18 protein-coding genes and 8 pseudogenes are annotated in these 26,695 nt (G+C 58.9%); 14 read left to right on the plus strand and 12 right to left on the minus strand.

What is annotated here, in order from left to right; translation table 11 throughout:
• The first annotated feature begins 132 nt into the window (after nucleotides 1-132).
• The 4 genes and pseudogenes from LHFGNBLO_RS00270 to LHFGNBLO_RS00285 all read left to right on the plus strand — a co-directional run bounded on the left by LHFGNBLO_RS00270 (nucleotide 133) and on the right by LHFGNBLO_RS00285 (nucleotide 6,291).
• Nucleotides 133-3,747 (plus strand): hydantoinase B/oxoprolinase family protein, encoded by a 3,615-nt coding sequence (locus tag LHFGNBLO_RS00270; protein ID WP_258600181.1) that lies wholly within the window; start codon nucleotides 133-135, stop codon nucleotides 3,745-3,747.
• A 259-nt stretch (nucleotides 3,748-4,006) separates the two neighbouring features.
• Nucleotides 4,007-4,160 (plus strand): annotated as a pseudogene (locus tag LHFGNBLO_RS00275) (oligopeptide/dipeptide ABC transporter ATP-binding protein); the annotation flags it as partial.
• Nucleotides 4,161-4,442: 282 nt separating this feature from the next.
• On the plus strand, nucleotides 4,443-5,654 hold the full coding sequence (locus LHFGNBLO_RS00280) for a hypothetical protein (protein ID WP_258600182.1): 1,212 nt from the start codon (nucleotides 4,443-4,445) through the stop codon (nucleotides 5,652-5,654).
• 238 nt (nucleotides 5,655-5,892) lie between these two features.
• Nucleotides 5,893-6,291, plus strand: a complete 399-nt coding sequence (locus LHFGNBLO_RS00285; protein ID WP_258600183.1) for a prolyl oligopeptidase family serine peptidase — start codon at nucleotides 5,893-5,895, stop codon at nucleotides 6,289-6,291.
• On the opposite strand, the pseudogene LHFGNBLO_RS00290 reads toward LHFGNBLO_RS00285, so the two are convergent.
• The 7 genes and pseudogenes from LHFGNBLO_RS00290 to LHFGNBLO_RS00320 all read right to left on the minus strand — a co-directional run.
• Nucleotides 6,279-6,743: pseudogene (locus LHFGNBLO_RS00290) on the minus strand (IS6 family transposase); the annotation flags it as partial. The gene LHFGNBLO_RS00285 and the pseudogene LHFGNBLO_RS00290 overlap by 13 nt on opposite strands.
• 73 nt (nucleotides 6,744-6,816) lie before the next feature.
• Complete coding sequence (ltrA, locus tag LHFGNBLO_RS00295; RefSeq protein WP_258599793.1) at nucleotides 6,817-8,067, minus strand: group II intron reverse transcriptase/maturase; 1,251 nt, start codon at nucleotides 8,065-8,067, stop codon at nucleotides 6,817-6,819.
• Nucleotides 8,068-8,623: 556 nt separating this feature from the next.
• Nucleotides 8,624-8,875: pseudogene (locus LHFGNBLO_RS00300) on the minus strand (IS6 family transposase); the annotation flags it as partial.
• Nucleotides 8,876-9,249: 374 nt separating this feature from the next.
• Nucleotides 9,250-9,498, minus strand: a pseudogene (locus LHFGNBLO_RS00305) (IS6 family transposase); the annotation flags it as partial.
• 368 nt (nucleotides 9,499-9,866) lie between these two features.
• Nucleotides 9,867-11,669, minus strand: a complete 1,803-nt coding sequence (locus LHFGNBLO_RS00310) for an ABC transporter ATP-binding protein (RefSeq protein ID WP_258600184.1) — start codon at nucleotides 11,667-11,669, stop codon at nucleotides 9,867-9,869.
• A gap of 360 nt (nucleotides 11,670-12,029) precedes the next feature.
• Nucleotides 12,030-12,548, minus strand: a pseudogene (locus LHFGNBLO_RS00315) (IS5 family transposase); the annotation flags it as partial.
• A 152-nt stretch (nucleotides 12,549-12,700) separates the two neighbouring features.
• Nucleotides 12,701-13,684 carry an IS5 family transposase gene (locus LHFGNBLO_RS00320; protein WP_258600185.1) on the minus strand — a complete coding sequence of 328 codons (984 nt, stop codon included), beginning with the start codon at nucleotides 13,682-13,684 and terminating at the stop codon, nucleotides 12,701-12,703.
• Between the two features lie 72 nt (nucleotides 13,685-13,756).
• Between LHFGNBLO_RS00320 and LHFGNBLO_RS00325 the strand changes: the two are divergent.
• Nucleotides 13,757-14,206, plus strand: a pseudogene (locus LHFGNBLO_RS00325) (integrase core domain-containing protein); the annotation flags it as partial.
• Between the two features lie 63 nt (nucleotides 14,207-14,269).
• Here the strand turns inward: LHFGNBLO_RS00325 and LHFGNBLO_RS00330 are convergent.
• Nucleotides 14,270-15,399, minus strand: a protein-coding gene (locus tag LHFGNBLO_RS00330; RefSeq protein WP_258599977.1) for an IS3 family transposase whose coding sequence is annotated in 2 segments (ribosomal slippage) — nucleotides 14,270-15,141 and nucleotides 15,141-15,399 — 1,131 coding nt in all. Because the reading frame shifts where the segments join, the coding sequence is not laid out codon by codon here.
• 246 nt (nucleotides 15,400-15,645) lie between these two features.
• Nucleotides 15,646-16,680: a LacI family DNA-binding transcriptional regulator gene (locus tag LHFGNBLO_RS00335; RefSeq protein ID WP_258600186.1), complete on the minus strand. Its 1,035-nt coding sequence runs from the start codon at nucleotides 16,678-16,680 to the stop codon at nucleotides 15,646-15,648.
• Nucleotides 16,681-16,853: 173 nt separating this feature from the next.
• Here LHFGNBLO_RS00335 and LHFGNBLO_RS00340 point away from each other — a divergent pair, with 173 nt between their 5' ends.
• From LHFGNBLO_RS00340 to LHFGNBLO_RS00350, 3 genes and pseudogenes are all read left to right on the plus strand, one after another.
• Nucleotides 16,854-17,933 carry an acyltransferase family protein gene (locus LHFGNBLO_RS00340; RefSeq protein WP_258600187.1) on the plus strand — a complete coding sequence of 360 codons (1,080 nt, stop codon included), beginning with the start codon at nucleotides 16,854-16,856 and terminating at the stop codon, nucleotides 17,931-17,933.
• 238 nt (nucleotides 17,934-18,171) lie between these two features.
• A complete protein-coding gene (locus LHFGNBLO_RS00345) occupies nucleotides 18,172-18,459 on the plus strand; it encodes a helix-turn-helix domain-containing protein (RefSeq protein WP_258600188.1) in 288 nt (95 codons plus the stop codon).
• A gap of 16 nt (nucleotides 18,460-18,475) precedes the next feature.
• A pseudogene (locus LHFGNBLO_RS00350) lies at nucleotides 18,476-19,464 on the plus strand (IS5 family transposase).
• A 571-nt stretch (nucleotides 19,465-20,035) separates the two neighbouring features.
• Here the strand turns inward: LHFGNBLO_RS00350 and LHFGNBLO_RS00355 are convergent.
• Nucleotides 20,036-20,422 carry a DUF5615 family PIN-like protein gene (locus tag LHFGNBLO_RS00355; RefSeq protein ID WP_258600190.1) on the minus strand — a complete coding sequence of 129 codons (387 nt, stop codon included), beginning with the start codon at nucleotides 20,420-20,422 and terminating at the stop codon, nucleotides 20,036-20,038.
• Nucleotides 20,419-21,039 carry a DUF433 domain-containing protein gene (locus LHFGNBLO_RS00360; RefSeq protein ID WP_258600193.1) on the minus strand — a complete coding sequence of 207 codons (621 nt, stop codon included), beginning with the start codon at nucleotides 21,037-21,039 and terminating at the stop codon, nucleotides 20,419-20,421. Before LHFGNBLO_RS00360 ends, LHFGNBLO_RS00355 begins: the two co-directional genes overlap by 4 nt.
• A 186-nt stretch (nucleotides 21,040-21,225) precedes the next feature.
• On the opposite strand from LHFGNBLO_RS00360, the pseudogene LHFGNBLO_RS00365 reads away from it, so the two are divergent.
• From LHFGNBLO_RS00365 to LHFGNBLO_RS00375, 3 genes and pseudogenes are all read left to right on the plus strand, one after another.
• Nucleotides 21,226-21,627, plus strand: a pseudogene (locus LHFGNBLO_RS00365) (ParB/RepB/Spo0J family partition protein); the annotation flags it as partial.
• A 69-nt stretch (nucleotides 21,628-21,696) separates the two neighbouring features.
• Nucleotides 21,697-22,680, plus strand: a complete 984-nt coding sequence (locus LHFGNBLO_RS00370) for an IS5 family transposase (protein WP_258600185.1) — start codon at nucleotides 21,697-21,699, stop codon at nucleotides 22,678-22,680.
• 267 nt (nucleotides 22,681-22,947) lie between these two features.
• A complete protein-coding gene (locus LHFGNBLO_RS00375) occupies nucleotides 22,948-23,847 on the plus strand; it encodes a restriction endonuclease (RefSeq protein ID WP_258600195.1) in 900 nt (299 codons plus the stop codon).
• 44 nt (nucleotides 23,848-23,891) lie between these two features.
• On the opposite strand, the gene LHFGNBLO_RS00380 is transcribed toward LHFGNBLO_RS00375, so the two are convergent.
• Nucleotides 23,892-24,347 carry a hypothetical protein gene (locus LHFGNBLO_RS00380; protein ID WP_258600196.1) on the minus strand — a complete coding sequence of 152 codons (456 nt, stop codon included), beginning with the start codon at nucleotides 24,345-24,347 and terminating at the stop codon, nucleotides 23,892-23,894.
• A 205-nt stretch (nucleotides 24,348-24,552) separates the two neighbouring features.
• Here LHFGNBLO_RS00380 and LHFGNBLO_RS00385 point away from each other — a divergent pair, with 205 nt between their 5' ends.
• From LHFGNBLO_RS00385 to LHFGNBLO_RS00395, 3 genes are all read left to right on the plus strand, one after another.
• Nucleotides 24,553-25,011 (plus strand): hypothetical protein, encoded by a 459-nt coding sequence (locus tag LHFGNBLO_RS00385; protein ID WP_258600197.1) that lies wholly within the window; start codon nucleotides 24,553-24,555, stop codon nucleotides 25,009-25,011.
• 469 nt (nucleotides 25,012-25,480) lie between these two features.
• The gene (locus tag LHFGNBLO_RS00390) at nucleotides 25,481-26,092 is read left to right on the plus strand and encodes a hypothetical protein (protein ID WP_258600198.1); all 612 of its coding nucleotides are present in this window, start codon (nucleotides 25,481-25,483) and stop codon (nucleotides 26,090-26,092) included.
• Nucleotides 26,089-26,679 (plus strand): RES family NAD+ phosphorylase, encoded by a 591-nt coding sequence (locus LHFGNBLO_RS00395; protein WP_258600199.1) that lies wholly within the window; start codon nucleotides 26,089-26,091, stop codon nucleotides 26,677-26,679. Before LHFGNBLO_RS00390 ends, LHFGNBLO_RS00395 begins: the two co-directional genes overlap by 4 nt.
• The last annotated feature ends 16 nt before the right edge of the window (nucleotides 26,680-26,695 follow it).

Here is a 26,695-nt window from a genome sequence, read left to right on the forward strand (position 1 = left end):
AATGTACTCAACCTTTACCAAGACTTTGGGCAAATGCCAAAACTTTGCTTGACTTGTTTGTGATAATTTGTCTACGAATTACCAGCAAAAAGTCGACCGTTTGTCGTTGCAGCTCATATGGAGGAATGTGTGGTGCCTAATAACTCTTGGGATTTCTGGATCGATCGCGGGGGCACCTTTACAGACGTCATAGGCGTATCGCCCGATGGGAACTGCCATCCCCTGAAACTCCTTTCGGAGAGCCCAGGTGAATACGATGATGCAGCTGTGGAGGGCATCCGGCGCCTTCTGGAACGGTTTCGCACGGGCAAATCCCCCAACCGGGTCGGCAGCGTACGTATGGGTACAACCGTGGCCACAAACGCGCTGCTCGAACGCAAGGGCGACAAAACGCTGCTGCTGATTACACGTGGGTTTCGCGATGCGCTGAAGCTAGCCTATCAGGCAAGACCCCATATCTTTGCCAAGGAAATTTTCCTCCCAGAGCAGCTTTATTCGCAGGTCATCGAAGTAAAAGAGCGATTGTTTGCCGACGGGACCGTCGAAACGCCGTTGAATACCGATGGTTTAGGGGCGCAGCTCGCTGCGGCGCGCTCGGAAGGGATTGATGCCGTAGCGATCGTTCTCATGCACGCGTGGCGCAACCCCGACCATGAACTCGCACTAGCCCAAATTGTGCGGCGCGCAGGTTTCAGTCAGGTCTCTGTGAGCCATGAGGTATCACCTCTTATGAAATTGGTGGGACGCGGCGACACGACGGTCGTGGACGCATATCTGTCACCGATACTCAGGCGGTATGTCGAACGTGTTTCGAGAAACCTCAGCGCTCTGGCGCCGGACAACTCGGAACAGATTCTTCAGTTCATGATGTCGTCAGGGGGGTTAACCGCTGCAGACCGCTTCCACGGTAAGGACGCCATATTGTCCGGTCCTGCGGGCGGCGTAGTCGGCATGGTCGAGACCGCGCGTACTGCCGGGTATGAGCGGGTCATCGGTTTCGACATGGGCGGGACATCGACGGATGTCGCACACTTCGCCGGTGAGTATGAACGGGCCTTCGACACGGAGGTGGCGGGCATCCGTATACGGGCTCCGATGATGCAGGTGCATACAGTCGCTGCAGGTGGCGGTTCAATACTGCACGCAGACGGCGGGAGGTTTCGAGTGGGGCCTGACAGTGCCGGGGCCAATCCCGGACCCGCCAGCTATCGCAGCGGCGGCCCTCTGACCGTAACCGACGCAAATGTCATGTTGGGTAAGCTGGTGCCCGAGCTGTTTCCAGCCATCTTTGGTCCCGGCCGCGATCAGCCGCTCGATCGAGATGTCGTCGCCTCACGGTTCGGGGAAATCGCCTTGGACACCGGAAAATCCCCCGAGGAAGTAGCAGAGGGCTTCGTTCGCATTGCCGTCGAGAACATGGCTAATGCGATCAAGAAGATTTCCGTCCAGCGCGGCTATGATGTTACGCGATACCTGCTCAATTCGTTCGGCGGCGCAGGTGGCCAACATGCCTGTCTGGTCGCCGACGCACTCGGAATGACCACAATTCTTTTGCATCCAATGTCGGGATTGCTCTCTGCCTATGGGATCGGCCTTGCGCGAGTGTTTGCGAGCCGTCAAAAAGGCGTGGAGCTTAAACTCGTGGAGTCCAACCTCCCAGCACTCTCTGCCGTTTTGTCTAGTCTTGAAGCCTCAGTTCGCGAGGAATTGGAAGCGCAGAGGGTTACGGGCGCGCTTGAGACTTCCTCGACGCTTCACCTTCGTTACCAAGGCACTGATACTAGCCTACCAGTGCAATGGGCAGGAGACATAAAGTCTGCGCAGAGTTTTTTTGAGGCTGCCCATATGGCACGCTTTGGGTTCGTCTCGCCGGACAAGTCTCTGGTGATCGAGGCGGCGGAATTTGCAGGGCAAGACAAGGGGAGGGGTGATCGTACCCCGAGAGCCGATGGTGCCTTGATCAGCAAATCGGCACCGAGCAGGAGATGTCGCTTTTACTCAGATGGAGTGACGCACGAAGCGGGTGTCTACCTTCGCGAAGCGATGGTTACGGGCTCCCAGTTGCGCGGACCAGCATTGATCATTGAGCCGAATCAAACCGTCGTAGTCGAACCTGGTTGGTCAGCCGAGGTCAACGCTTATGACCACATCATCCTGCGACGCCACCAGCCTTTGGAGCGAAAGCAGGCTGTCGGTACACATGCCGATCCCATCCTTCTCGAAGTGTTCAACAACCTGTTCATGTCAATTGCCGAACAGATGGGCATTACCCTTCAGAACACCGCGCAGTCTGTTAATATCAAGGAAAGGCTCGATTTCTCGTGCGCTGTTTTTGACGCAAACGGCTTTCTTGTTGCGAACGCACCCCATATGCCCGTCCATCTCGGCTCTATGGATCGCTCGGTCGAGACTGTTATTCGGCTGAACACAGGCCAGATCTCGCCGGGAGACGTGTTTGCGCTAAATGCGCCTTACAATGGCGGCACGCACTTGCCCGATATCACGGTTTGCACCCCAGTATTTGATAACGACGGTAAAACCATTCTTTTCTGGGTCGCCTCGCGCGGACACCATGCGGACGTCGGCGGTATCGCGCCGGGTTCGATGACGCCGCTCGCCAAAACAGTCGATGAAGAGGGTGTGCTCATCGATAACTTCCGGCTCGTCAAGGATGGCGTCTTTCAGGAGGAGGCCATCCTGCAGCTTTTGACAGTCCACCCGTACCCCTGCCGCAATCCCGAAGCCAACATCGCTGATCTCAAGGCCCAGGTTGCAGCCAACGCCCGCGGCATTGCAGAGCTCCGTCGCATGGTCGAAGATTTCGGCATTGAAGTAGTGCAGGCTTACATGGGTCATGTTCAGGACAATGCTGCAGAAGAAGTTGCCCGGCTCATCACCAGGCTTTCCGATGCTGAATATGAATACCCCACGGACACCGGGCAGATCATCCGCGTGAAAATTTCAATTGATCGAGAGGCCCGCACAGCCACCGTTGACTTCACGGGGACATCCCCAATGGGGGACAACAATTTCAACGCACCCGAACCCGTCACTCGCGCGGCGGTCCTTTACTGTTTTCGGGTCATGGTGGAGCAGGATATCCCTATGAATGCGGGCTGTCTGCGCCCGATTAGTATTGTCGTACCGGAAGGCTCGATGCTGCGACCGCATTACCCCGCAGCTGTGGTCGCAGGCAATGTGGAAACATCGCAGCATGTTACCAACGCTGTTTTCGGCGCACTCGGCGCTCTGGCGAACGCACAGGGCACGATGAACAATCTCACGTTCGGCAATGAGACGTACCAATATTACGAAACGATATGCTCGGGCAGTCCGGCAGGCCGGATGAATGATGGCCGTGGATTTGCAGGAACTGCAGGGGTGCACACTCATATGACCAACTCGCGTTTGACTGACCCCGAGATCCTGGAGCTCCGTTTTCCGGTTCTCCTCGAGGAATTTGTCATTCGTTACGGGTCGGGAGGCAAGGGGGAATTTGACGGTGGGGACGGAACGTCCCGACGCCTGCGGTTCCTCGAGCGCATGGATCTTTCAATCCTTTCGTCACACCGGAACCGTCCGCCTGAGGGATTAGGGCGCGGAGGTGCCGGGGAAACCGGAAGGACCGAGGTCCGGCGCCTCGACGGAACGATCGAAGTCTTGCCTGCGTGCGCACAAACTGCTCTTGATCCAGGTGAAGCTGTGATTGTCACGACGCCTACAGCCGGCGGATACACGATGCAGTAAGCTAGGCAAGCAAACGAGGTAACTCTAAGGTTCACAAATGCTTATGGCCTGTTTCTGAGTTCACCTCCTTCTATTCCGCTTCCAATTCGGGCGCGGGACAAACTTTCAGGTGGAAATAGCCGCAGACGCCGTAGAATCTGGCAACTGAATCTGGATGGCATAGGATGACTTATCTTCCATATCCTGCTTCCACTAAGGACGGCTCGGAGAATAACCGCTACGTCTTTCTTGGGCCAATAGTGTTCCTGGATACGAAAACCTCCAGGGCGAGGTTCCAAGCGCTGCGCGCGTGCCAAAGGGGTGTCGTTTCCATCCGCGTTGCCCACTGGCCCTTCGAGCGCTGTAAGGCTGAGGAGCCTCCGGCCATCGAAGTAGGACCGCAGCACATGTCCGCGTGCTGGCTGGCGAAGTGAGTGTGAAAACAGGTTTGTCGACACCCATCCTGTGAAAAGCGGCCGAGAACTCATGGGATAATTGCCACGCCCGTTATGGTTACGTCCGACAGCAAAACAATAACTACGCGCCGGAGCGCGATGCTGCCAAAACTGAAGTAAAAGATGCTGGCAATTATGCGCCATGACTCGTTAAACGGTTTGCACTCTATCGCCTAGGAGGAACATTGATGCACAAACTATATTGTTCGCGGCCTGCTCGCGCCAATTCCTTTCTCTTGTTTTTTACGTGAGGGCCATGTGATGGGAGACAAGCGCCTGCAGCCACCGCTTCCCCGTGCCGAGCCACGGATCAGGGTGCTTCATGACGACATCACGATAGACCGGTATCGTTGGCTTCGCGACCGGGAGAATCCCGATGTCCGCGCTTATCTTGAAGCCGAGAACAGCTACGCAGAGCAGGCGACAGCTCACCTAACAGGGCTCAAGGCGGAACTCATCGCCGAGATCGATGGACGTCAGCCTTGCGAGGGCGCCCCACCAGCGTTCCAGGTTGGACCTTTCGAGTATTTCCAAAGACCCGAGCCGGGCCTTCTACATCCGAGGTGGTGGCGGCGGCCGGTAGCCGGAGATCCGGCCGAGATTGTTATCGATCCGAACGCGCTTGAAGGGGCCGAGGTCTTCTATCGGCTTGGTGTCTTCGAGCCGAGTGACGACGGGCGTTACGTGGCCTTCAGCTTCGATGTCATCGGTGACGAGAACTACGAGCTTAGGGTGCGGGACATGGAGACCGGCCGTGACTTCTGGCAGGGCTCGAGGCGGGCTACGATGGTAGCTTGGGCTGCGGATGGACGTACCCTGTTTTTCACGCGGGAGCGGCCTGACCTGCGGCGACAACCTCATGAGCTTATCCGCTTGGACGTCGCAGCTGGGAAGTCTGAGGTAGTATTCGAGGAGGCGGACGAGCGACTGAACCTGGGGATAAGGCGCTCTGATAGCGGTGCCTGGCTGTTCCTGGATGTAAAGGGCGTTCATCGAGGGGCGGTGGAGGTGTGGTGCCTTCCCGCCGACCAGCCGGGCTTTGGATGGCGCCGTTTAGTGACGCGTGAATTTGGTCACCAGGTCGTTGCCGAGCACTGGCAAGACAAGTTCCTGTTCCACGTCGATGACGCGGGACCGTATTGGCGGCTCGTGTGCACGCCGATTGACGACCCGTCACCCTCGGGTTGGAAAGAGGTCATACCGCATCGGGATGGTGTGACGCTCGAGGAGGTCCACGTACTCGAACACCACCTGGTACTCCTTGAGCGAGACGGCCTCCGTCCTCGCCTGGTCTCACGCGGCGAAAGCGGGCGGCTTGGAGTGGCTATCGTTCCTGACGAGCCGAGCTGTACTTTAACGGTCGGGCTGTCAGCGGGGGGGGCACTATTCGGTCGCAAGGCATGCGTTCCGAGGCTCGAGGCTGACGTACAGGGTCAGCTCATTCGTGAGGCCGGACACCGTCGTCGAGCATGATCTCGCCGACGACCGATCGGCAGTCCGCTACCAAGCCCGCATTCCGGGGTATGATCCGGCTCAATATGTAGCGACGGTTGTTATGGCGGAGGCGGAAGACGGGGTGCAGGTCCCTATCTCGTTGGTTGCGCGGCGCGATCGAACGAGCCCTGGGCCGGTATTATTGAATGTGTACGGCTGTTACGGATTACCGAGATGGCCCTCGTTCTTCGCTTACCCCTCAATCATGACCGTGCGTTTGAGCCTGCTCGATCGTGGAGTTGCTTTCGGCATCCCCCACGTACGAGGGGGCGGCGAACTCGGACGCCCCTGGCACGAGGCGGCTATCCGCGGTCGAAAGCGCATTACCTACACAGACCTGATCGCCACTGCCGAGGGGCTCGTTCAGCGGGGGATCGCCACCCGCGACGGCATCGTCATTGAGGGTAGGAGCGGTGGCGGGGGTACCGTGCTCGCCACGGCCGTATTGCGGCCCGACTTGTTCCGCGCCGTGCTCTCCGAGGTTCCAGTCGCTGACATCCTCGATACGGAGATGGACTTCACGATGCCATTCGCGCTGCAGGAAACGGCGGGGCACCGTAAACTTAACGCTGTGAAAACAAGATCTGGGAGTGAGGCTTTGGTTCATTCGGCGTGAAGGCGCGCGATTTGGCGCCATGCTTGCATGGCAGTTGCTCGCAGTTCTCGATGGTGGGTGGATGGAATATCGTGGCGGGGAACGTTAAAGAGGTTGGCGATCGGGTCGTGGACGGAAACGAAACGCTGAAGATGTCGCGCTGACTTGAAGCGCTTCATGATCCTCTCCCGCCGTCGGACGGGTTGATGAGAGTTCTCCGCCCGATTGTTCAGGCCCTTGTGCGAGCGATGCTCGACGCCTGGCATGATCTCCCGCTTCGCCGCACCGTAGGATCGAAGCTTGTCGGTGATCATCACACGCGGCGAACGGCCTTGCCCTTTCAGAAGCTTTCGCATCAAGCGCTTTGCCGCCTTGGCATTGCGACGGCTTTGCACCAACACGTCGAGAACAAACCCGTCCTGATCAACGGCGCGCCAAAGCCAGTGTTTCTTTCCACCGATGGTGATGACAAGTCGAGTGGCCCGGGGGAATTTCACCCCCAGGCTCTCACAGATCCGGACGTGAGCGTCTCCACTCATCCGGCTCCTACCGTCCAGCCGTTGCCCGATACAGCAATCGCCAATGTGCAAACAGCGCTGGCTCCCGACGCCTTACGTCCTGGACCCAGTACCGCGCACGCCGACGATGGCGTCTCAGGCGTCGATATTTCGACATGGCCCAGCGTGCCAGGCGCAGATCGAGGTGCATCAATGCTCGGGAAAGTGCCGATTTGTGGTAACGACCATAGTAGTTCATCCAACCACGAAGGATCGGATTGAACATCTTGGCCAGATCATTGATGCGCTTGTCGATACGGCGGTCAAGCTGCCAGTCCCGCATTGTCTGACGGATGGCTTTCGCGGCTCGGTTGCTGATACCCGGACTGAAATTGACGAAGGTCTTGCCCCATCGGTTCATTGCCAGTCTCGGTCGAAAGGTGTAGCCGAGAAAGTCGAACTTCTGATTGGGGCAATGCCCCCGCCGAACGTTATCCTTGCAATACACGATCTGTGTCTTGTTTGGATGTAACTTCAGTCCGCATTCAGCAAACCGTTGCTCAAGATCCGTTTGCAACTTTTGGGCCTGACGCTCGCTGCTGCAATGACAAACGGCATCATCGGCAAAGCGTTCAAACGGAATCTCAGGACGGTGTTTGGCCATCCACCGATCGAACGCATAGTGCAAAAAGAGGTTCGCCAGCAAGGGTGAGATAACTGACCCCTGCGGAGTTCCCCTCTCCCGAGGTTCCAAAGTGCCGTTCTCCAGTTGCACGGGAGCCGTCAGCCACCGTTCAATGTACAACAACACCCACGTGCAGTCGGTGTGCTTTCGCACCGCCCGTAGCAACAGGTCGTGTGGAATGGTGTCGAAGAAGGCCTGAATGTCGAGATCGAGAACCCAGTCATGGCGCCAGCATCTCTGCCTTGCCATACCCACTGCCTCGAGTGCCGACTTGCCGGGCCTATACCCATAGGAATCGGGATGGAAATGTCTTTCCAGTTCCGGTTCCAGGTATGCCTTCACCACCCCTTGCGCAATCCGGTCTGAGACCGTGGGAATGCCCAACGGCCTTGTACCACCTTGCCGCTTTTTGATCGCGACCCGTTTGACTGGCGGCGGAAAGTAGCTGCCAGATGACAATCGGTTCCAGAGCTTGAACAGGTTGTTCTTCACATCCCGCTCAAAATCCTCGATCGACTGATCATCGACCCCGGCTGCACCCCGGTTCGCCTTTACCCGTTGATAAGCCTCCCAAACAGCCCGTTTAGGAATATCGAACGGCTTTGCTTTACCCAAAGGCTCCTCCCGCATGACGGTTGACCTTTCGATAAAGCTGGACAGTGTTGCGCCTTCGCTCCAACGCCATTACAGCACCTTCTTCACTACTACACGCAACTCCGTCCCTGTGCCCCGCATCGGTACTCGGATCCTCATGGTGCTTCCACTTGGATGTCTCCCTTCGCATCGGGGCGACAGGTTCCCACGTTCCACACAAGAGCCTGAAGCAAGGTCACGCCGCCTTCATGCCGGACGCCATCTGGGCAGTAGACAGGTATCTCCCAGACTTCTCCCGGGTTAACGAAGCCCACCCGGTTTTGACGCCATCTATGCACTTTTCGACACGTCGTCAGCGGTTCGCTCACGCTCGTCTCCTTGCATCTTACCTGACCGGATCAAGTCCGGCCTTTTCCTCAACGCTCACCACCATCGCTCTTTACGACAGCAGCTTGAGGTGGTTTGAAACCCGCTCCTGCAAGCCGGCTTCGAGGGGCCAGCCCTCATCTCCTGTGCAGCATGGCTGCTTGGGAAGTGCCTAAATCATAGCTCCTCCTTCGCGCCTTCGTGGCGCACCCTCATCGAGATGCCATTTGTCGCCGAGCTTGCCGGCCGATCGCTTCCGGATATCATTGGCAAAGTGTCTGCCAAATTTCTCAGCCCAAAGTCGCACGGTCTGGTGAGAGACGATGACGCCACGAGCTGCCAGCATATCCTCGACCATCCGCAGGCTGAGCGGAAACCGGAAATAGAGCCAAACGGCATGGGCAATCACCTGCGCCGGAAATCGGTGGCGACGATAAAGAGGATCACGGGAAAATCTGGTCATGCCGCCAGATCCCACATTTTGATCGATGCCCGGTTAACGTTACGGTGCCTGCGCTATTGTTTGGATGCGTGCCGACATACATTTCCAGCACCATCAACGGCATTCCGCCTGTTAAGCCGTGTAGGCGGAGGCGACGATTTAGCCCTCAGACACGGATGAACCGGTTCGTGTTCCTCAACCTTCCAATACTTCAGCCTCGGGAACCATCTCGGCGTAACGACTTCGCCTCAATCCCCTTTACCTGCGGGCTACGTCACCCTGCCAGTTGACAGCAGGTCACCGCCGCTTGGGCTCATGCCCCCTCACAGCAGGGGACAAGGCACTTCTTCAAATCCTCCTTTCTCTCTTGCATTCCAGTCATACGCTTCCCCCTGTTCGGAGCGAGGCGCACTGTAGGTTTCGTCGACATGCCATTTGCCGGTGACGGCACGCTTGCGGCGGTTGAAGCGCTCCAGCAACCGCGGCGCGAAATGAATGACCCAGCGATGGATCGTCGAATGATCGATGCCGATGCCGCGTTCGGCCATCATTTCTTTCAAGTCGCGCAGGCTCAGATTGTAGGCCAGATACCAGCGCACGCATAACAAGATGACGGACTGGTCGAACTGACGGCCTTTGAACATCTCGAACCTCGCGAAAATTGACGCTAGGTTCCTCCCACGCGACCAGTTACCAAAACTTTGCAACACAACCACTTCGATTCCCTTGGCGAAATGTGGGTAACGGCGGCAGGGGAGGGCGCCGCGCATTTCCCACACCAAAATGGCCGCCGACATTGCCGCCGTTGTGGTGGGATCGCCGTCAGACGCGGAAATTCAGTGCCCGCGCATACGACATTTGCCGAACTCAGACGGTGTTCCTTTCGCGCGATCCTGCCCGCCACCCGGCGGACAGTTCCGGCCGCGCCGACCGCCGGCAGTCGCCACCCGCGCTTGCTCAGTAAGCGCTCACAGCGGCAACGGGCCGGCGCATCGCGCAATCCGGTTGGCGCTCAGGCAAGCCCCTTAGCTAGTTCCAGCGCCTGCCGTTCGAAGAGGCGGCGGTAAATACCGCCATCGAGACCGATCAGCGCGGCATGATCGCCGTCCTCGATGATGCGGCCACGATCGAAGACGAGCAGCCGATCGAGCGCGCGAACCGTCGACAGCCGGTGTGCGATCACAAGGGTGGTTCGACCTACCATCAACCGATCCATCGCTTTTTGAATGAGCACCTCGGATTCCGAATCGAGGCTCGATGTGGCCTCGTCCAGGATAAGGATTGGCGCGTTCGCGAGAAAGGCGCGCGCGATCGCCACCCGCTGGCGCTCGCCGCCGGAGAGCTTCACGCCTCGTTCGCCGACCAATGTCCCATAGCCTTTCGGCAGGGGCGCGATGAATTCGTGCGCACTGGCCAGCCGTGCCGCTTGCTCGATCTCTGCCTGGCTCGCGCCAGGCCGGCCATAGGCAATGTTCTCGGCAAGCGACCTGTGAAACAGGATCGGCTCCTGCTGCACAATCGCGATCTGCGAACGAAGCGACTCTTGGGTCACCTCGGAGACGTCCTGGCCGTCTATCAGGATCCGGCCGCCGCTCAGGTCGTAGAGTCTCTGGATGAGCTTCACGAATGTTGTCTTGCCGGAACCGGAAGGCCCAACCAACCCGACCCTTTCGCCAGCCTCAATCGACAGCGAACATTCGCTATAGAGCGGCAGGGGATGGTTGCCGTAGCGGAAATGGACGTTCTCGAAATCGATGCGGCCTTTCGTGATCCGGATCGGCTTGGCCTCTGGACGATCGGCAACATCCAGCTGCTGATTGTGGACGGCCACCAGTTCTTCCATATCATTGACCGAGCGTTGCACGTTGCGGACATGCATGCCGGCATCACGCAGATAGCCTTGGAGGACGATGAAGGACGTGAGAACATAGGCTATCTCGCCAGGCGTTGCCCGTTTATGCGACCACAGAAGCAGGGCATATCCGATCACTGCCACCCTGAGAGCAACCAAAGTGACGCCTTGGGTTGAGCCAATGATCGTTCCGCGCATCCAACTCCGGCGCGTGCGGTGCCGCCATTTATTCATGATATTTGCAAGGCGCTCGTCTTCGCGGACCTCGGCGCCGAAGCCTTTGACCACAGCGTTGCAACTGACCGCGTCCGCAAGCGCGCCGCCGAGCCTTGTGTCCCATCTGTTGGCAAGGCTCGCCGCCGGCGCGACATAGCCGAGCGACAGCGAAATCGAAAACGCAAGGTAGATGAGAGAGCCGCAAGCAAAGATCAGACCCATGACAAGCCAGTGCCAGCCGAGCAGCGCCGTCGAACCTACCAAGATGATAAAGGACGGGAACAGCGCGATCAATATGGTGCTGTTTAGGAGCTCAAGCGCCCACATGCCGCGCGTTATCTTGCGCACTGTCGAGCCGGCGAAGCTGTTCGCATGCCAGTCTGTCGAAAAGCGCTGGACGCGATGGAACGCTTCGTTCGCGACATCGGACATCATCTTCAGCTCCAGGTCGTTCAGGCCAATTAAGGCGACGTGGCGCATGGCAATGGCACCGAGTGCTAGTGCAATCAGTACAGAGAAGGCTGCAAGGGCTGAATCCCAAGCTGGTGCTGCCACGATAGCGTCACGGGAAACAGCGTCGAGGAGACGGCCCGAATAGAGCGGCATCAGCACGTCAGCCAGCGCGGAGGCGAGCATCGCGGCCTTGATGATCGCGAGCCGCCCTGGCTGCCTGCTCCAGTGGCGGAAAGCAAAATTGAAAACGTCGCGACAAGTGGTGCCGCGCCCATGGGTGGGGGAACGTTTCATAGTTTCCAAGCGGGCGCATCAACACGCTCGGTCCCAAGGAAGTTGAATGACAAAACTGGAATTTTCGACATCATCCACCACAACAAGATCGGTGGGCAGCCCCTGCTGCCCCTCAACGGTCAGCATCAAAAGTTGTGCCAACTACAAAAAAAGGCTCAGAATTGCTGCATGTTGCTCAACGCGTCGATCCCGCGGAGGGAGAGCTATGGCGGAAACTGGGTGATGACGGTTTGAGGAGAGCGGCGTATCGAGGCGGGTGATGAAGCCTGCCAGAACCTCTCAAGGAGAGCGATACGCCATGAATGAGGCGTTGGTGCATGGGTCCGGACTTGAGCGGATGTCGATCTTTGAAGCGGCAGACTATGCCGTGGCCGCCTTGCGGCGGGCGGATTTCGGGCGTGCGCAGGCAAGCATGCGGTTGAGGACGGCGCAGCCGATGGCGACTTCGGTCTTCTGAACGGGAAGCGACCGTGCCCGCAAACGCCGCCCGATGGTGGACTTGTATCGCCCTATGGCGGCCTCGACCAGCGAGCGTTTGCCATAACCGTTGGAGACCTGCCATTTCATCCGGCCGTCTCTGCCGATTGCGGCGATATGCTGGTCCCTTGGGCCGGCAGGTCTATCGTCGAATGGTTCGACCGCGTTGACGCGAGGCGGAATGACGATTGCGGCGGCAGCGCTATGATCGATGACTGCGTCGTAAGTCGGTTTTCCGTCATAGGCGCCGTCAGCAGTAAACTGTCCGATCGGACCGCCAATCTGGTCGAGTAGTGGCTCAACTTGAGAGACATCGCCAGTGTCCTGATCAGTCAGGGTATGGGCAATGATCTCGCCGCTGTCGGCATCCAGTGCCAGATGCAGCTTGCGCCAACTGCGACGGGGGTGCTGTCACATTGATTTTGGCTTAACGGTTTGACGATAAGTCAGGTTGGCATGGTCGAAGCATGCGCCACCTACAAGAACCATCGCTTCCCGATGGCGTTGGTGCGCGGATATGAAATCGAACGCATTTCGATCTTTAATGTAGTTGGTTATGCCTGCGTGACTTGACGCCGGATAGACTCCGGGCGTGCCCATGCCAGCATGCGGTTGAGAACGATGCAACCGATGGCAACCTCGGTCTGTTGAGCCGGAAGAGAGCGTGCTCGCAGGCGCCGTCCGATCAGCCCCTTGTATCGTCCGATGGCTGTTTCGCTCAGCGCCCGCTTGCCGTAGCCGGTGGCTGCCTGCCATTTCAGCCGACCGTCGCTTGCGATTGCGGCAATGTGCTTGTCCCTTTGACCAGGCGGTCCGGTATCACCGCTTTCCACCGCCGTGGAACGCGGTGGAATGACGATGTTCGCGGTTGCGCTGTGCTGCAGGATAGACCGATAGGTTGGCTTGCCGTCATAGGCTCCGTCGGCTGTGAACTGGTCGATCTCGCCGTCGATCTGATCGAGCAGCGGTGCCACCTGGGAAGGATCATCCGTGTCCTGATCTGTCAGCCTTTGGGCAATGATCGCGCCACTTTTGGCATCCACTGCCAGATGCAGCTTGCGCCAGTTGCGACGTGATCTGGCGCCATGTTTCTGCTCCAGCCATTGCCCGGCGCCGTAGACTTTCAATCCCGTGCTATCGACAAGCACATGCAGCGGGCCGTCCGGCTGCGGCGGGTTTCGTCGGGCTGATGGCTCCCACTTCTGTGCCCGACGGCTCAGCGTCGTATGATCTGGAACTGGGACTTTCAGCCCCATGAGATCCAGCAGCGAGTGGAGCAATCCCTCGGTCTGGCGCAGCCGCATTGCGAAGACGCAACCCAGCGTCAGCGCTGTCTCAATGGCGAGATCGGAATACCGGGCTTGGCCGCCGCGGGTCTTGCGTCGCGGAGCGCGCCATCCCGCCAGTGCCTCCGGCGTTACCCATAAGGTCAGGCTACCACGCCGGCGCAGACCTGCTTCGTAGTCACGCCAATTCGTCACCCTGAATTTCATCTTTCCGACGTGATGACGACGATCTGCGTTGTGTTTGTACGGCATGGCTCTCGCATCAAGCTGATTTCGATCCTGCCTGCCTATCGCCAAACCGTTGACAAAGGATCCATGCACCAACGCTCCGAGGACGTCACCGACACGCTGAACCTGGCGCTTGTCGCATCAGGCTGCGATCGGGCGACCGTGCGACAACGGCCGCGACTACTTTCCGACAATGGGCCGTGCTACATCGCCGGCGAGCTCGCCGGCTGGTTGCAGGATCGGGACATCGATCACACCCGCGGCGCGCCTTGCCATCCTCAGACCCAGGGCAAGATCGAGCGCTGGCACCAGACCCTGAAGAACCGCATCCTCTTGGAGAATTACTTCCTGCCGGGCGATCTCGAAGCCCAGATCGAAACCTTCGTCGAGCACTATAACCATCGGCGCTATCATGAGAGCCTCGACAATCTTACGCCGGCCGACGTCTACTTCGGCCGCGGCCAGACCATCCTGTTGCAACGAGAAAGGATCAAGCGAAGGACCATCGAACTGCGGCGCTTGCAGCATCGCAAAGCCGCAGCCTAAAAAGAGGTGGCTCGGTTTGTTTGGACAGGAATTCCCGATTTATAAGTGGAACACTGCCTCTGGTTAGGCCGCCTCGGGAAGCGGTAGCGGGGTGAAGTAGGCCTCATCTGGCGCTCTGCCGTCAAGGCTGGAATGCGGACGTCGCCGATTGTAGAAATCGAGATATTTTCCGATCGACGCCCGCCCTTCGCGAACGCTGTTATAGGCCTTGAGATAGACCTCCTCATATTTCACCGACCGCCAGAGACGCTCGACGAAGACGTTGTCGCGCCAGGCGCCCTTGCCATCCATGCTGATCCTGATCTCCCGGTCGAGCAGGACCTTGGTGAAGTCATGGCTGGTGAACTGGCTGCCCTGATCGGAGTTGAAGATCTCGGGCTTGCCGTATGTCGCCAGCGCCTCCTCGAGGGCTTCAATGCAAAACGCCGCATCCATGGTGATCGACAGCCGCCAGCTCAGTACCTTGCGCGTGAACCAGTCGACGACAGCAACCAGGTAGCAGAAGCCGCGGGCCATCGGGATATAGGTCAGGTCCGTCGCCCAGACCTGGTTGGGCCGCGTCACCGCCAGCTTGCCCAGCAAATACGGATAGATCTTGTGCCCGTCGCCCGGCTTCGAAGTGCGCGGCTTGCGGTAGAGCGCCTCGATACCCATGCGCTTCATCAAGGTGCGCACATGCAGGCGACCCGTCTCATAGCCTTCGCGCTTCAAAAGCTTCTGCAACATGCGGCTGCCCGCGAACGGGTAATCCAGGTGCAATTCGTCGATGCGCCGCATCAGCTTCAGGTCTGCCGCCGATGTCGGCTTGGGTAGGGAGTAGACGCTGCCGCGGCTGATCCCCAGTTCGGCCGCCTGCTTGGCAATCGGCAGTTCATGTTCCCGGTCGATCATCGTCTTGCGCTCCCCGACCAGCCGGCCTTGCCGAGCGCCGAGCCTAAAAAATCATTGGCCAGCGTCAGCTCTCCGATCTTGGCATGGAGGGCCTTTATGTCCACCGTCGGCTCCGATTTCTCCGCCGCGCCAAACACGTTCGAGGCCCCGTCCAGAAGCTGCTTTCTCCAATCCGTGATCTGGTTCGCATGCACATCATATTGCTGCGCCAGCTCGGCCAGCGTCTTTTCTCCCTTGATCGCCGCAAGCGCAACTTTCGCCTTGAAAGCCGGGCTGTGGTTCCGGCGTGGTCGTCTGCTCATTCGTGATTCTCCTGTTCCGGCACTCATGCCGATCTCAGGCAGAAATTCCACTTATCACCCTGTCCAATTTTGCCGAGCCACCTCTAAAATGCCAACCCAGATGAGCCAGAGCCTCCCCTAAATCAGGCCGCCGTCTGTCTCAAAAACCCTGACGACGGACACGTCGTATCGCGTATTCCTGGTGATCACGGAAGGTCCTTCCCATCCACTTTTGCCAAGGTCATCGCCGTCTATGCCCGGACTCCGTTAGCTGGCTACATGGGTTCGGAAGAACAAACGAAGCTCTCCCCGGCTCGCGGATATCTGACCAATGTTTCTAAAAAGCAGATACTGAATTGCCGCTAAGGCCTGCCCCTCCGGATCCTGATCGATGGCCATTTCCAGCCAGCCATCCTGCAGATAGCTCCGGTGATCCGCCGAAAATTCATGTGTGATCCAAATGATCTCGCCCGGTTTCGAAACCTCCTGCATTGCACGCAGCACGCCCTGTGAGCCTGCGCCGGTATTGTAAACGCCACACAGTGGCTCCGTCCGCCTCAAGGCCGAGGAAACCGCACGGAAGCATCGCTCCGGATCGTCATGGGAGTCGATGGAGCCGGTCTCGAGCACGAGATTGTCAAAGCGTGAGATCGTGGCAGCAAATCCTTCCTGCCTTTCCTGATGGCCGTGGTAGTCGCTGCGGGCTCCAATCACCAGCACGCGGCCTTGACCGCGCGACATTCGCCCCATGATGTGGGCCGCCGTGGCACCGGCCTCGAACTGATCGATGCCGCAATAGTGGACGCCCTGGATTCCGGGGAGATCGGTCGCAACGGTAGCCACCGGCTCGCCCCGAGCGATCGCCTCTTCGACGGCCCCGCGCAACCGCGGGTGATTCGGTACGGCGAGCACGAGGCCTTTGCGTTTGTAGCCCGGCGACTGAATGGCCGCGACGATCTTATCGATACGGCTCTCGAGAACGCGCCTGCGATGGAGCACGAAGCGCCTATCAAGCATGTCGCCAAGGCCCTTGAAGACGTTATTCAGCCGTTGAAAAAACGGGGTGCTGTTCGCCGGCAGCAGAATGTCGAAATGAACAAGCGCGTGTTCCGTATTCGGCAGGATCCGGGGCACGCGAAGGTTGGTAGCCGCCCTGATGACGGCGAGACGCTTTTTTTCCGAGACGCTCTCGCGCTCGTTTAGGACACGATCGACCGTGGCGACGCTAACACCAGCCGCTTTCGCGATTTCAAGGAAACGCGGCGATCGTTTCCGTCTTTGACGCGGGGCGCGCGACGTCATCCTCTGTTCCTTTGCGGAGCACTTTTCTGTTCGGCTAAGATAGCGGCCTGACGATAAATCGTCAACTTCTCCCTACTATGCCGCATCGACCTTGGTACATACAACCTGTGCGGAACAAGCAGGAGCCACAATGGAGATCCCCGCAATTGACACAACCAACGAAGGAACCCGCCATGCCGAAGAACGCGCCGATTGCGGACGCGAGCGATGGGTCGGCCGTGGATCGGCTGGTCTCCATCGACCTTGCTCGCGGCCTGGCTGTCTTCGGCATGTGTGTCGTCCATGTCGGTGGTCCCATCCCCGACGTAGGACTGGTCGGGAATCTGATGGAACTAACCCAGGGGCGGGCGTCCGCCCTGTTTGCCGTATTGGCCGGTTATTCGATCATCCTGATTACCGGCCGCGAGACGCCGAAGTCGGGGGTAGCCGGCAGACAGGCAGTTGCCAGCGTCGCAATTCGTGCCCTTGTTTTGCTCGCGCTTGGCTCAATCCTGACCTGCCTCGGTACGGGGATTCCGGTCATCCTGGAATACTACGGAATCTGCTTCTTGTTGGTCCTGCCGCTCCATCGGCTCAGCGCACAGCAACTCGGCTTGCTCGCTGCTGGGACCGCATTGGTTCTCCCGCAAATGCGCTCCCTCCTTCTGTTGTTTGAGGAGTCTTTGGACCCGGTGTTCGAGCTCATGGTCAACGGCGATTATCCCGCGATAAGCTGGGTTCCTTTCGTGATAGCAGGCATGGCCATTGCGCGCCTTAGCCTTGATACGCAAGCAATGCATTGGCGCCTTGGTCTAGCCGGGGTCGCGCTGGCCGTGTTGGGCTATGGGGGATCCTGGCTCGCGCTGCGTTTGCTGCCCGGTGTACCTGCGGCGTTTCAGGAATCGCTGTTTACCGAACCTTATAGCAAGACGACATTCTCGATCCTGGGCAGAACCGGTTGCGCAATGATTGTCATTGCGGCTTGCTGGCTCGCTATGAATGCGCTCCCGCATCTGCGAAAGCTGGTCGGGCCCATAATCGCGGTCGGCTCGATGCCTTTGACGGCCTATGTGCTGCACTTGGTGGCAATAGCCTATTTCAAGCACATTATGAAAATAGATTTGTATGAAGGAGAAGAGGGGAGCCTGTCCATACTCTTTGGCTTCGTCGTGGTTATAAGCACTTTCGCGGTGCTTTGGCTGCGCGTCTTCCAGCGAGGACCGATGGAAGTGCTGATGGGTAGGATCACAGATCTCGCGCGTCACATCCGCTAAGCAGCACGGCGCTCCGGCCTCCCGATCACATTACAGATAGCAAAGCTGGATTTTGTTCAAAGCTTGTTCGCGGCAGGGGAGGGGAGGGGACTTCCTACAACCCTGATCGCCCTTGTGTGCGCATTTCGCAAAAGCCGGACAGGGGTTCCGCTAATTCCCGGACAGTGGTGGATTGCACCCCCAGACTGAGACAAGGAAAATCGCGGACAGTTTCCCCGCAAGGAGAGGAAACTGGAGCATGGCCGGACGGCAAAGAGTTATTGATGATGACCAAAAGCTGGAGCTTCTCCGGCGCATGGAGGCGGGCGAAACCGTCAGCAAGTTGGCAGATGAGGTTGGTATCAGTCGCCAACGACTTTACGAGTGGCGTGATCATCTCAGGCTTCATGGTAATCTGAAGTCACGTCGGCGCGGCCGGCCGGCCAGGACGGCAGGAGTTGACGGGGCCGCACAGCTGCAGAGTGCAGTGGCGTTGGTGCACGGATCTTTTATTGGTGTGGGTTTAGGCAAGCGGTCACCGCAATAGCCTTTGTAGCGTAGCCATGCCTTTCAAACACAATACCAGCCGCCGCCATCGTATTGAGAAGATGAAGTTCAGGGTGACGAACTGGCCAGAATATGAGGCAGGACTTCGTCATCGCGGCAGTTTGACCCTGTGGGGGACGCCGGAAGCCCTGTCCGGGTGGCAAGCGCCAAGACGCAAGACACGTGGCGGCCAGCACCGCTATTCTGATCTGGCGATCGAGACCACCTTGACGCTGGGCCTTGTGTTTGGCCTGCGGCTGCGCCAGGCAGAAGGCTTGCTGGGATCGGTGCTGCAACTGATGGGGCTGGCGCTCGCTGTCCCCGATCATACTACCCTGAGCCGTCGGGCGCGGACATGGCAATCGCCCAACAAACGGCATGATCGCCAGGTTCCGCCGGAGGGACCAGTGCATGTCTTGTCGACAGCACCGGCCTGCAGGTCTACGGCGCGGGTCAGTGGCTGGAGGAGAAGCACGGCGCCAGATCCCGTCGCAGTTGGCGCAAGCTGCATCTGGCACTGGATGCCGACAGCGGCGAGATCATTGCCCATACCCTGACTGATCAGGACGCTGGCGATGTCTCTCAAGTTGAGCCACTACTCGACCAGATTGGCGGTCCGATCGGACAGTTTACTGCTGACGGCGCCTATGACGGAAAACCGACTTACGACGCAGTCATCGATCATAGCGCTGCCGCCGCAATCGTCATTCCGCCTCGTGCCAACGCGGTCGAACCATTCGACGATAGACCTGCCGGCCAAAGGGACCAGCATATCGCCGCAATCGGCAGAGACGGCCGGATGAAATGGCAGGTCTCCAACGGTTATGGCAAACGCTCGCTGGTCGAGACCGCCATAGGGCGATACAAGTCCACCATCGGGCGGCGTTTGCGGGCACGGTCGCTTCCCGTTCAGAAGACCGAAGTCGCCATCGGCTGCTCCGTCCTCAACCGCATGCTTGCCTGCGCACGCCCGAAATCCGCCCGCCGCAAGGCGGCCACGGCATAGTCTGCCGCTTCAAAGATCGACATCCGCTCAAGTCCGGACCCATGCAACAACGCCGCACCCGCCCGCCTCGATTTTCGACTTCGTGCAGGGCATTACGCGGGTGGCACGCGACAAGCCGCATCAGGATGTTCGCCTGGAGATGGAGGGCAAGGCCAAGAAGCTGCTCGATCTGGCAGCATGATACCGCATGCTGCGCGCCGAGGAGTATGAATGTCACTGGGCTGCTGAGGCTGCCAGTGTCCGAACATGTGCATCGCTGCGGCGCGCAGCACACGGCCTGCGCTGCCGGTCTGGCAAACACATCTCTCAGGTCCAGGTGTGCGCCGCACAAAATCGCAATGCTGCTATGCACAATTAATGCTTCTCGAGAGCGTGGAAGGGAGTAGCTTGTCGGTATCGAGTTTCGTCCAGGTCACCTCCTCCCGACCTTGGCGATCAGGGACGGCATTTATTCCTCCCGAATGCTGTCGTCCAAATCAAGCCCGCCGCACCTCCTCCCGCGGCGGGCTTTTTCGTTGTGCGAAGGGCGGCTTCTCGCAGCCCGATTGCAGGAAACGAACGCGGAGGTCCGTCAGGCGGGGAGGTTGAACCGATCGATATTGACGGTACGCGCGACATCCACCGTAATCTCCAGCACTTCGTTCCATGCCTCCTCGCCACCGAGCTCCGAAAGGGCGAGATGAAAGAGCCTGTGCTGGAGATCGAGGCTCATCAGGCCAGGGGCGGTGTTGAAGGCGACCAGCCCGACATGCAACTCCTCGCGGCGATAGAGGCCGCGAAAGTCGGTCGTGTTGTGCGTGACGAGCACATAGCCGTCATCGACCGCGCGCCGGGTCACCATATGGTCCTTGGCGCCGGCGAGGCCCAGCCAGCGCACATGGCTCGACTCGGGAAAACCCCGTTCGCGCGCCAGTTTCGCAAGCTCTGGGCTCAGGCATTCGTCGATCAGGAATTTCACGAAACGGCCGGCAGATCGTCGAGACGGATTGTGCGTGTCGACTTCGCCGCCGTGCTGCGCCACGCCGGCTTGACCGGCGGACGGCCACGCCGCGGATAGGCGAGCGCATAGTCGGCCGCGAGCCCGATCTGGTCGAGAGTCAGTTGCGGATAGGCGGCACGGATCGTCTCTGGCGTATCGCCATTGGCGAGCATGTCGGCAACGTCATGAACAAGCACGCGTGTTCCCACAAAGGCCGGCTGACCGCTAAGTACCGCTGGATCGCGCGCCACCATGGCCTTGGCTTTCCTCAGCCGGGTGAGGCCGGTCCTTACCCCGGCGGTGATCGGCTTCAGGTCGACCTTAAGCGGATCGTCCGCGACCACGGGCGCAGCATCATCGGCAATGGCGTGCTCGACGATCCGCCGCCGCGCGGCAGGCGTCAGCGTCTCCGCCGTCAGCCAGGCGAGGCGTAGGCCGACGAGACCCGCTCCGATGATGACGCGGCTGCCGCGGCGTGTCTCGACACGGCCGCGTAGCAATCCGGCATCGATAATGCGATGCACCTGCTTGAGCGGCACCTGCGTTACCGCCGCCGCCTCATTGGCGGTGAGCACTTCGCTGCTAAACCCCGGCATGACAATAATCCTTCCACGTTCATGGAAGATATATAGTCACTCTGCCGTCCGCAGTCCAGCGAAAGCTTTGCGGCAGGCGGCCGGCGCCGGTGTGAGGCCTGGAGGCAGAGGGGGGAGGGGAAGTTTCCTGACGGGTTTGGAGGTTCGGGGAGAGGCCCCGGGCCGCCCGTCATGGAGAATCTGACCATGGCAAAGGCCATTCAGAAGATCGCGATGAACGCCGCCGAGAACATTCCCTATGACAAGCTAAGGCTGTCGCAGAAGAATGTCCGGCGCATCAAGGACGGCGTGTCGATCGAACAGCTGGCCGAAGACATCGGACGGCGAAAGCTCATCCAGAGCCTGAACGTCCGTCCCGTGCTCGACGGCGAGGGCGAGGAGACCGGCACGTTCGAGGTGCCCGCCGGTGGCCGGCGTTATCTGGCGCTCGGCATCCTCATCTAGCAAAAGCGCCTGGCAAAGAACGAGCCAATCCCCTGCATCGTCAACCGGGGGCAGGAGACCTCGGCCGAGGAGGATTCGCTTGCCGAAAACCTGCGGCGCACCGACCTGCACCCGCTCGACCAGTTTCGGGCCTTCAGAGCGTTGGTGCATGGATCCTTTGTCAACGGTTTGGCGATAGGCAGGCAGGATCGAAATCAGCTTGATGCGAGAGCCATGCCGTACAAACACAACGCAGATCGTCGTCATCACGTCGGAAAGATGAAATTCAGGGTGACGAATTGGCGTGACTACGAAGCAGGTCTGCGCCGGCGTGGTAGCCTGACCTTATGGGTAACGCCGGAGGCACTGGCGGGATGGCGCGCTCCGCGACGCAAGACCCGCGGCGGCCAAGCCCGGTATTCCGATCTCGCCATTGAGACAGCGCTGACGCTGGGTTGCGTCTTCGCAATGCGGCTGCGCCAGACCGAGGGATTGCTCCACTCGCTGCTGGATCTCATGGGGCTGAAAGTCCCAGTTCCAGATCATACGACGCTGAGCCGTCGGGCACAGAAGTGGGAGCCATCAGCCCGACGAAACCCGCCGCAGCCGGACGGCCCGCTGCATGTGCTTGTCGATAGCACGGGATTGAAAGTCTACGGCGCCGGGCAATGGCTGGAGCAGAAACATGGCGCCAGATCACGTCGCAACTGGCGCAAGCTGCATCTGGCAGTGGATGCCAAAAGTGGCGCGATCATTGCCCAAAGGCTGACAGATCAGGACACGGATGATCCTTCCCAGGTGGCACCGCTGCTCGATCAGATCGACGGCGAGATCGACCAGTTCACAGCCGACGGAGCCTATGACGGCAAGCCAACCTATCGGTCTATCCTGCAGCACAGCGCAACCGCGAACATCGTCATTCCACCGCGTTCCACGGCGGTGGAAAGCGGTGATACCGGACCGCCTGGTCAAAGGGACAAGCACATTGCCGCAATCGCAAGCGACGGTCGGCTGAAATGGCAGGCAGCCACCGGCTACGGCAAGCGGGCGCTGAGCGAAACAGCCATCGGACGATACAAGGGGCTGATCGGACGGCGCCTGCGAGCACGCTCTCTTCCGGCTCAACAGACCGAGGTTGCCATCGGTTGCATCGTTCTCAACCGCATGCTGGCATGGGCACGCCCGGAGTCTATCCGGCGTCAAGTCACGCAGGCATAACCAACTACATTAAAGATCGAAATGCGTTCGATTTCATATCCGCGCACCAACGCCCTGAAGATGTGGATCTCTATACACCGATCGCTACGCCGGTGGAGGTCCCTGCGGCAGCTGAAGTTGAGATCGAGGTCTGATGACCGCCCTTGTCGGCGGGAAGATGACGTGAAAAATACGCGGCGTCCGACCGCCTTGCTGATTGCGGTTTCCGAGATTCTGGAAAGCAACGATTCATTGTAGATACTTGGCGCGACTAAGAGGGCCAAAACGATGGATCAGCTCAGGGCTGTGGAATTGAAATTGGTGGACGACCTGTTCGGAATGAGTTCCGGTTGGGTGCTCGATTTCACCAACGCGACGTTCGATGATTTTTTCCGCCGTGAGGTCGGTGTTGACATCTACGACGATGTCTATGCGTCGGGTAGTGGGAGTAAGGGGAAGCGCCTCCGGGCTTTTCTGACAGTTGGGCAGCCACGCGCGATCGCTCGGGCTCTGACATCCCTGTGGGAGTATCGCGAAACCGGGCGTGTCAGCCGGGGTGATGTAGAAACAGTGGTCAACGCCCGCGCGCGTCTCAGCGTCATTGTCGAAAGACTGGGAGGCGTTGCTCTACCGTGTTTCGATGTTGTCGAGCCACCCTTGCAGTCCGCTCGCCCTGCCGCGAAGACCGCTCCAGATCATGCTGCGCTCGACCGCCTTGAAAGAGATTTTCTGGCGCTCTACGCCATGACGGATGAGCCTCACGCGAGGGGATACCACTTCGAGCGGCTGCTTACCGCGTTGTTCAATGCCTGGAATATGGACGCAAGGGGAGGGTTTCGGCTGGCGGGTGAGCAAATCGATGGCTCGTTCCAGCATGGTGCAGTCACATATCTGCTCGAGGCGAAATGGCATCGCGCGAGGATTGACGCTGAAAAGCTGCATGCATTCCAGGGGAAGCTGAGCGAACGGCTGGAAGGGACGAGGGGGTTGTTCGTCAGCTTCGAAGGTTTCACTGACGGTGCCCTCGAGGCCTTCACCGCGAGGCGCATCATTCTTGCGGACGGCATGGATGTCTTTGAGGCGTTGACGCGGCGGATATCGTTTCCCGATATCATCGCTGCCAAAGCGCGCCACGCTTCAGAATATCGCAATCCGTTCGCGCGTGTCCGGACACTTTTCCCTGTGTGAGGATGTTGGTCGTGCCGCGACGTTGGGACGAGATCCAGAACCGGTCAGCTGACCGACTTCAGCGAAAATGAGCCCTCGATCTCTGATATTTCGCGGCGAACAGCTGAAACAAAACTCCGTTTGATGCCGTAGAAGGTATTCTTCGGTTCAGCATCTGCAGCTGCATGCGAAGCCAAGGCGCTTCCGCAGATATCTCGTGCAGCATCAACGACGGCGTCTGAACCGATCAACTCTATTTCAGATAGTCGAGCGGTGAGAGCATGGAAAGCGGAGGCCTGCGCCGCTTTGGCTTCAAGACCTTGGAGGACAAGGCGATCGGCTTCCGCGAGGAATTCAGTATAGAGGCGATGTCGGAGTGAAATCTTCTCTCTTACGATGTCGAGGCGCCATTCGTGGTTTTTCATCCCTCGCCCAACCCCATAGCTGATCGCGGCAGCCAGGATCGCGACGATGATGGTCCCCCCTGTTGAGATCAGCGACGCAAGAATTTCATTCGGCATGTCCAGCAAGCCCCCAACGCTGCATCATGACAGATTCGGTTGCCTTGCTGTAAGCGCCGAGCTATTTTCGACTCGGGTTAGCACCTGTGACCTGTCGCCGGGTCAAACGTCGCGATTGAGATCTCCGTATTTTTGCTTCGGACCGCATCCCAACCAGGGCTGCTGCGTAATCGGCGAACAGCATTGCCCTCCAGGAGATGCTCCGATGTTCGACCTGAAAATCCCATTCAACCAATCCGCCCTTGATTCTATCAAGGCTGACCTCACGCGAAGCTTGCCCCACGTCAAATCCTCTCATCGGTGCGAGGCAATCGGGCGGGCTCTTGGATTCAGTACTTATGCCGCGGCTTTGGCGGCCGCGGAGACGGAGACCTATGTTACCGTGACGGTTAACGGCGCCTCCTTCATCGGCTATCTTGGGCGGCATGATTTTGGAACCACGCCAAAGCCGCTTTATCGAGCTGCCGCGAAGACGGTTCTGTCCGACCTCGCAGTGAAACATCCAAAACTGACGATGTGGGGCATCGGTGTCGGCCGACCGCAGCAAAAACCAGACGGCAAGTTTGAGAACGAACGGGAACAGTTCAGGCGCTTCTTGGAGGCCAGGCAGGAACTGGTGAGCGCGGCGCGGCTGAAGCGTTCTTGTTGTCGCTCGCCTTCCTGACGAGGATCACTCCAACGAAGGCGGTACGCAAGGGAACCGGAAGCTATTGGGTGAAACACATCGCAGAGAACTTCGCGTGCAGCTATCCGGAAGGCGAGAAGCTGGGGCCGCGGTATGTTTCAAACGGAGCCCTAATCGCAGCCGCGATTCATGCCGGATTCCGGACAAGGGGCTACATTGATGACTATGGATATGATGACCTGAACGTCAGCTTCAACATGTCGAAACCGCTTCTTGAGGATCTGGACTGCGAGGTTCGCCCGAATGGACCTCACGCTCAAGATCGCCGGCGCCAACGTCGGGGGTAGGCACGGAGCCAATCACAGGCGCTTGCAAAGTTGTCGAAGTTGACAAAGTTGCTCTCCTGCACCATGTTTCGATGTAGGAGATCGATATGGCACACAACCCGCAACCCAAACCTTCCTTAGCGAAGAGGTCACGTAGCAAGACGCATGAACGGACCGTCGCAATGATGACCGTAGAAGGCGATCCTGTAGCATTCTTGCAGGGTTTCGAACTTCCCGCCGGAACGAAGATTGCGATCGTGTCGAAAAACAGTGAGTTGGTCCGAAAGATCCAACGCGCTAGCACAACGCGATTTGGCACTGTTCGCGAGGTCGCCGCCCGTCATGTCCACAAAGTCAGAACGCCAGTTGTCAACAGCGACGCATTCAAGCCGGATGCGCGATCTCAGGCCCTTCTCGACGGGGTTCGGATCGCTCAGGAAGATTTGCACCAGGCGGGTGGCGCCTATGATCTAGAGCAGGTCAGGACGCTAATGCAGGGCGTTTCCCGCCAGGCGATAGACAAACGGGTGCAGGAAGGCAGTCTGCTAGCTGTCCCCGGTCCCAGCAATCGCCGAAGCTACCCCACGCTCCAGTTCACCCGGAATGGCGCTGTTGTGGCGGGTCTGAAGACAGTGCGCGACGCTTTGCCGACGAGCAATCCCTGGACGGTGCTGAACTTCCTCGCCCAACCGGATCACAGGCTGGACGGGCGCAGACCCATCGACGTCCTTAAGGAAGGCAACATTGACCTGGTAGTCGACGCCGCGCGCAGAATGGGCACGCAGGGAGCGTGAGCGGGCCGCTACCGCCTTCCGATTTGGCCAAGCGAACTCCAGAGCTGGTAACGTTATCGGCAGGGGCGAACGTCTATCGCTTCTATACCGCCAGATACGAGCCGATATATTTTGACAGGTCTCGCGACGGGAGATTGAACGCGCCGGATGCGACATACGGAGTTTTGTATGTCGCTAAGAGGTCTGAGGGCGCATTTGCCGAAACCTTCCTTAGAAGCCCAGGACGCACGCTAATTGATGCCGACCTTCTTGCAAGGAAGGCCTACGTGCGACTGCAACTTAGGTCTGACCTGTTGTTGATCAGGCTTGCTGGTCCGGGACTCGCCGTGCTCGGCGCTACCGCGGAAATCGTCCATTCGGGTTTGCCATACGACACGTCTCAGATTTGGTCGCAGGCGTTGTCACGGCACCCCCTCAATGCTGATGGCATTGCCTACAATGCGCGTCATGATGACGAAGAACTTTGCTATGCATTATTCGATCGATGCAAAGACGCTCTGTTCGAGGCAGAAAAGGTCTCTGAGTTGGACCAGGAGTGGTTCTGGCGTTTGGCCGGCCGATACAAGGTCGGACTCGCCCCACACTAGCGGAACTGCGGCCGTT

The organism is Mesorhizobium sp. AR10, assembly GCF_024746795.1.
Lineage (GTDB): Bacteria > Pseudomonadota > Alphaproteobacteria > Rhizobiales > Rhizobiaceae > Mesorhizobium.

Bases quoted from the DNA above. Each gene is read 5' to 3' on its own strand.
- LHFGNBLO_RS00280 (WP_258600182.1), top strand. From the start codon at position 4,443: ATGGGAGACAAGCGCCTGCAGCCACCGCTTCCCCGTGCCGAGCCACGG.
- LHFGNBLO_RS00310 (WP_258600184.1), bottom strand. From the start codon at position 11,669: ATGAAACGTTCCCCCACCCATGGGCGCGGCACCACTTGTCGCGACGTT.
- LHFGNBLO_RS00320 (WP_258600185.1), bottom strand. From the start codon at position 13,684: ATGCCGTACAAACACAACGCAGATCGTCGTCATCACGTCGGAAAGATG.
- LHFGNBLO_RS00335 (WP_258600186.1), bottom strand. From the start codon at position 16,680: ATGACGTCGCGCGCCCCGCGTCAAAGACGGAAACGATCGCCGCGTTTC.
- LHFGNBLO_RS00340 (WP_258600187.1), top strand. From the start codon at position 16,854: ATGCCGAAGAACGCGCCGATTGCGGACGCGAGCGATGGGTCGGCCGTG.
- LHFGNBLO_RS00345 (WP_258600188.1), top strand. From the start codon at position 18,172: ATGGCCGGACGGCAAAGAGTTATTGATGATGACCAAAAGCTGGAGCTT.
- LHFGNBLO_RS00360 (WP_258600193.1), bottom strand. From the start codon at position 21,039: ATGCCGGGGTTTAGCAGCGAAGTGCTCACCGCCAATGAGGCGGCGGCG.
- LHFGNBLO_RS00370 (WP_258600185.1), top strand. From the start codon at position 21,697: ATGCCGTACAAACACAACGCAGATCGTCGTCATCACGTCGGAAAGATG.
- LHFGNBLO_RS00375 (WP_258600195.1), top strand. From the start codon at position 22,948: ATGGATCAGCTCAGGGCTGTGGAATTGAAATTGGTGGACGACCTGTTC.
- LHFGNBLO_RS00380 (WP_258600196.1), bottom strand. From the start codon at position 24,347: ATGCCGAATGAAATTCTTGCGTCGCTGATCTCAACAGGGGGGACCATC.
- LHFGNBLO_RS00385 (WP_258600197.1), top strand. From the start codon at position 24,553: ATGTTCGACCTGAAAATCCCATTCAACCAATCCGCCCTTGATTCTATC.
- LHFGNBLO_RS00390 (WP_258600198.1), top strand. From the start codon at position 25,481: ATGATGACCGTAGAAGGCGATCCTGTAGCATTCTTGCAGGGTTTCGAA.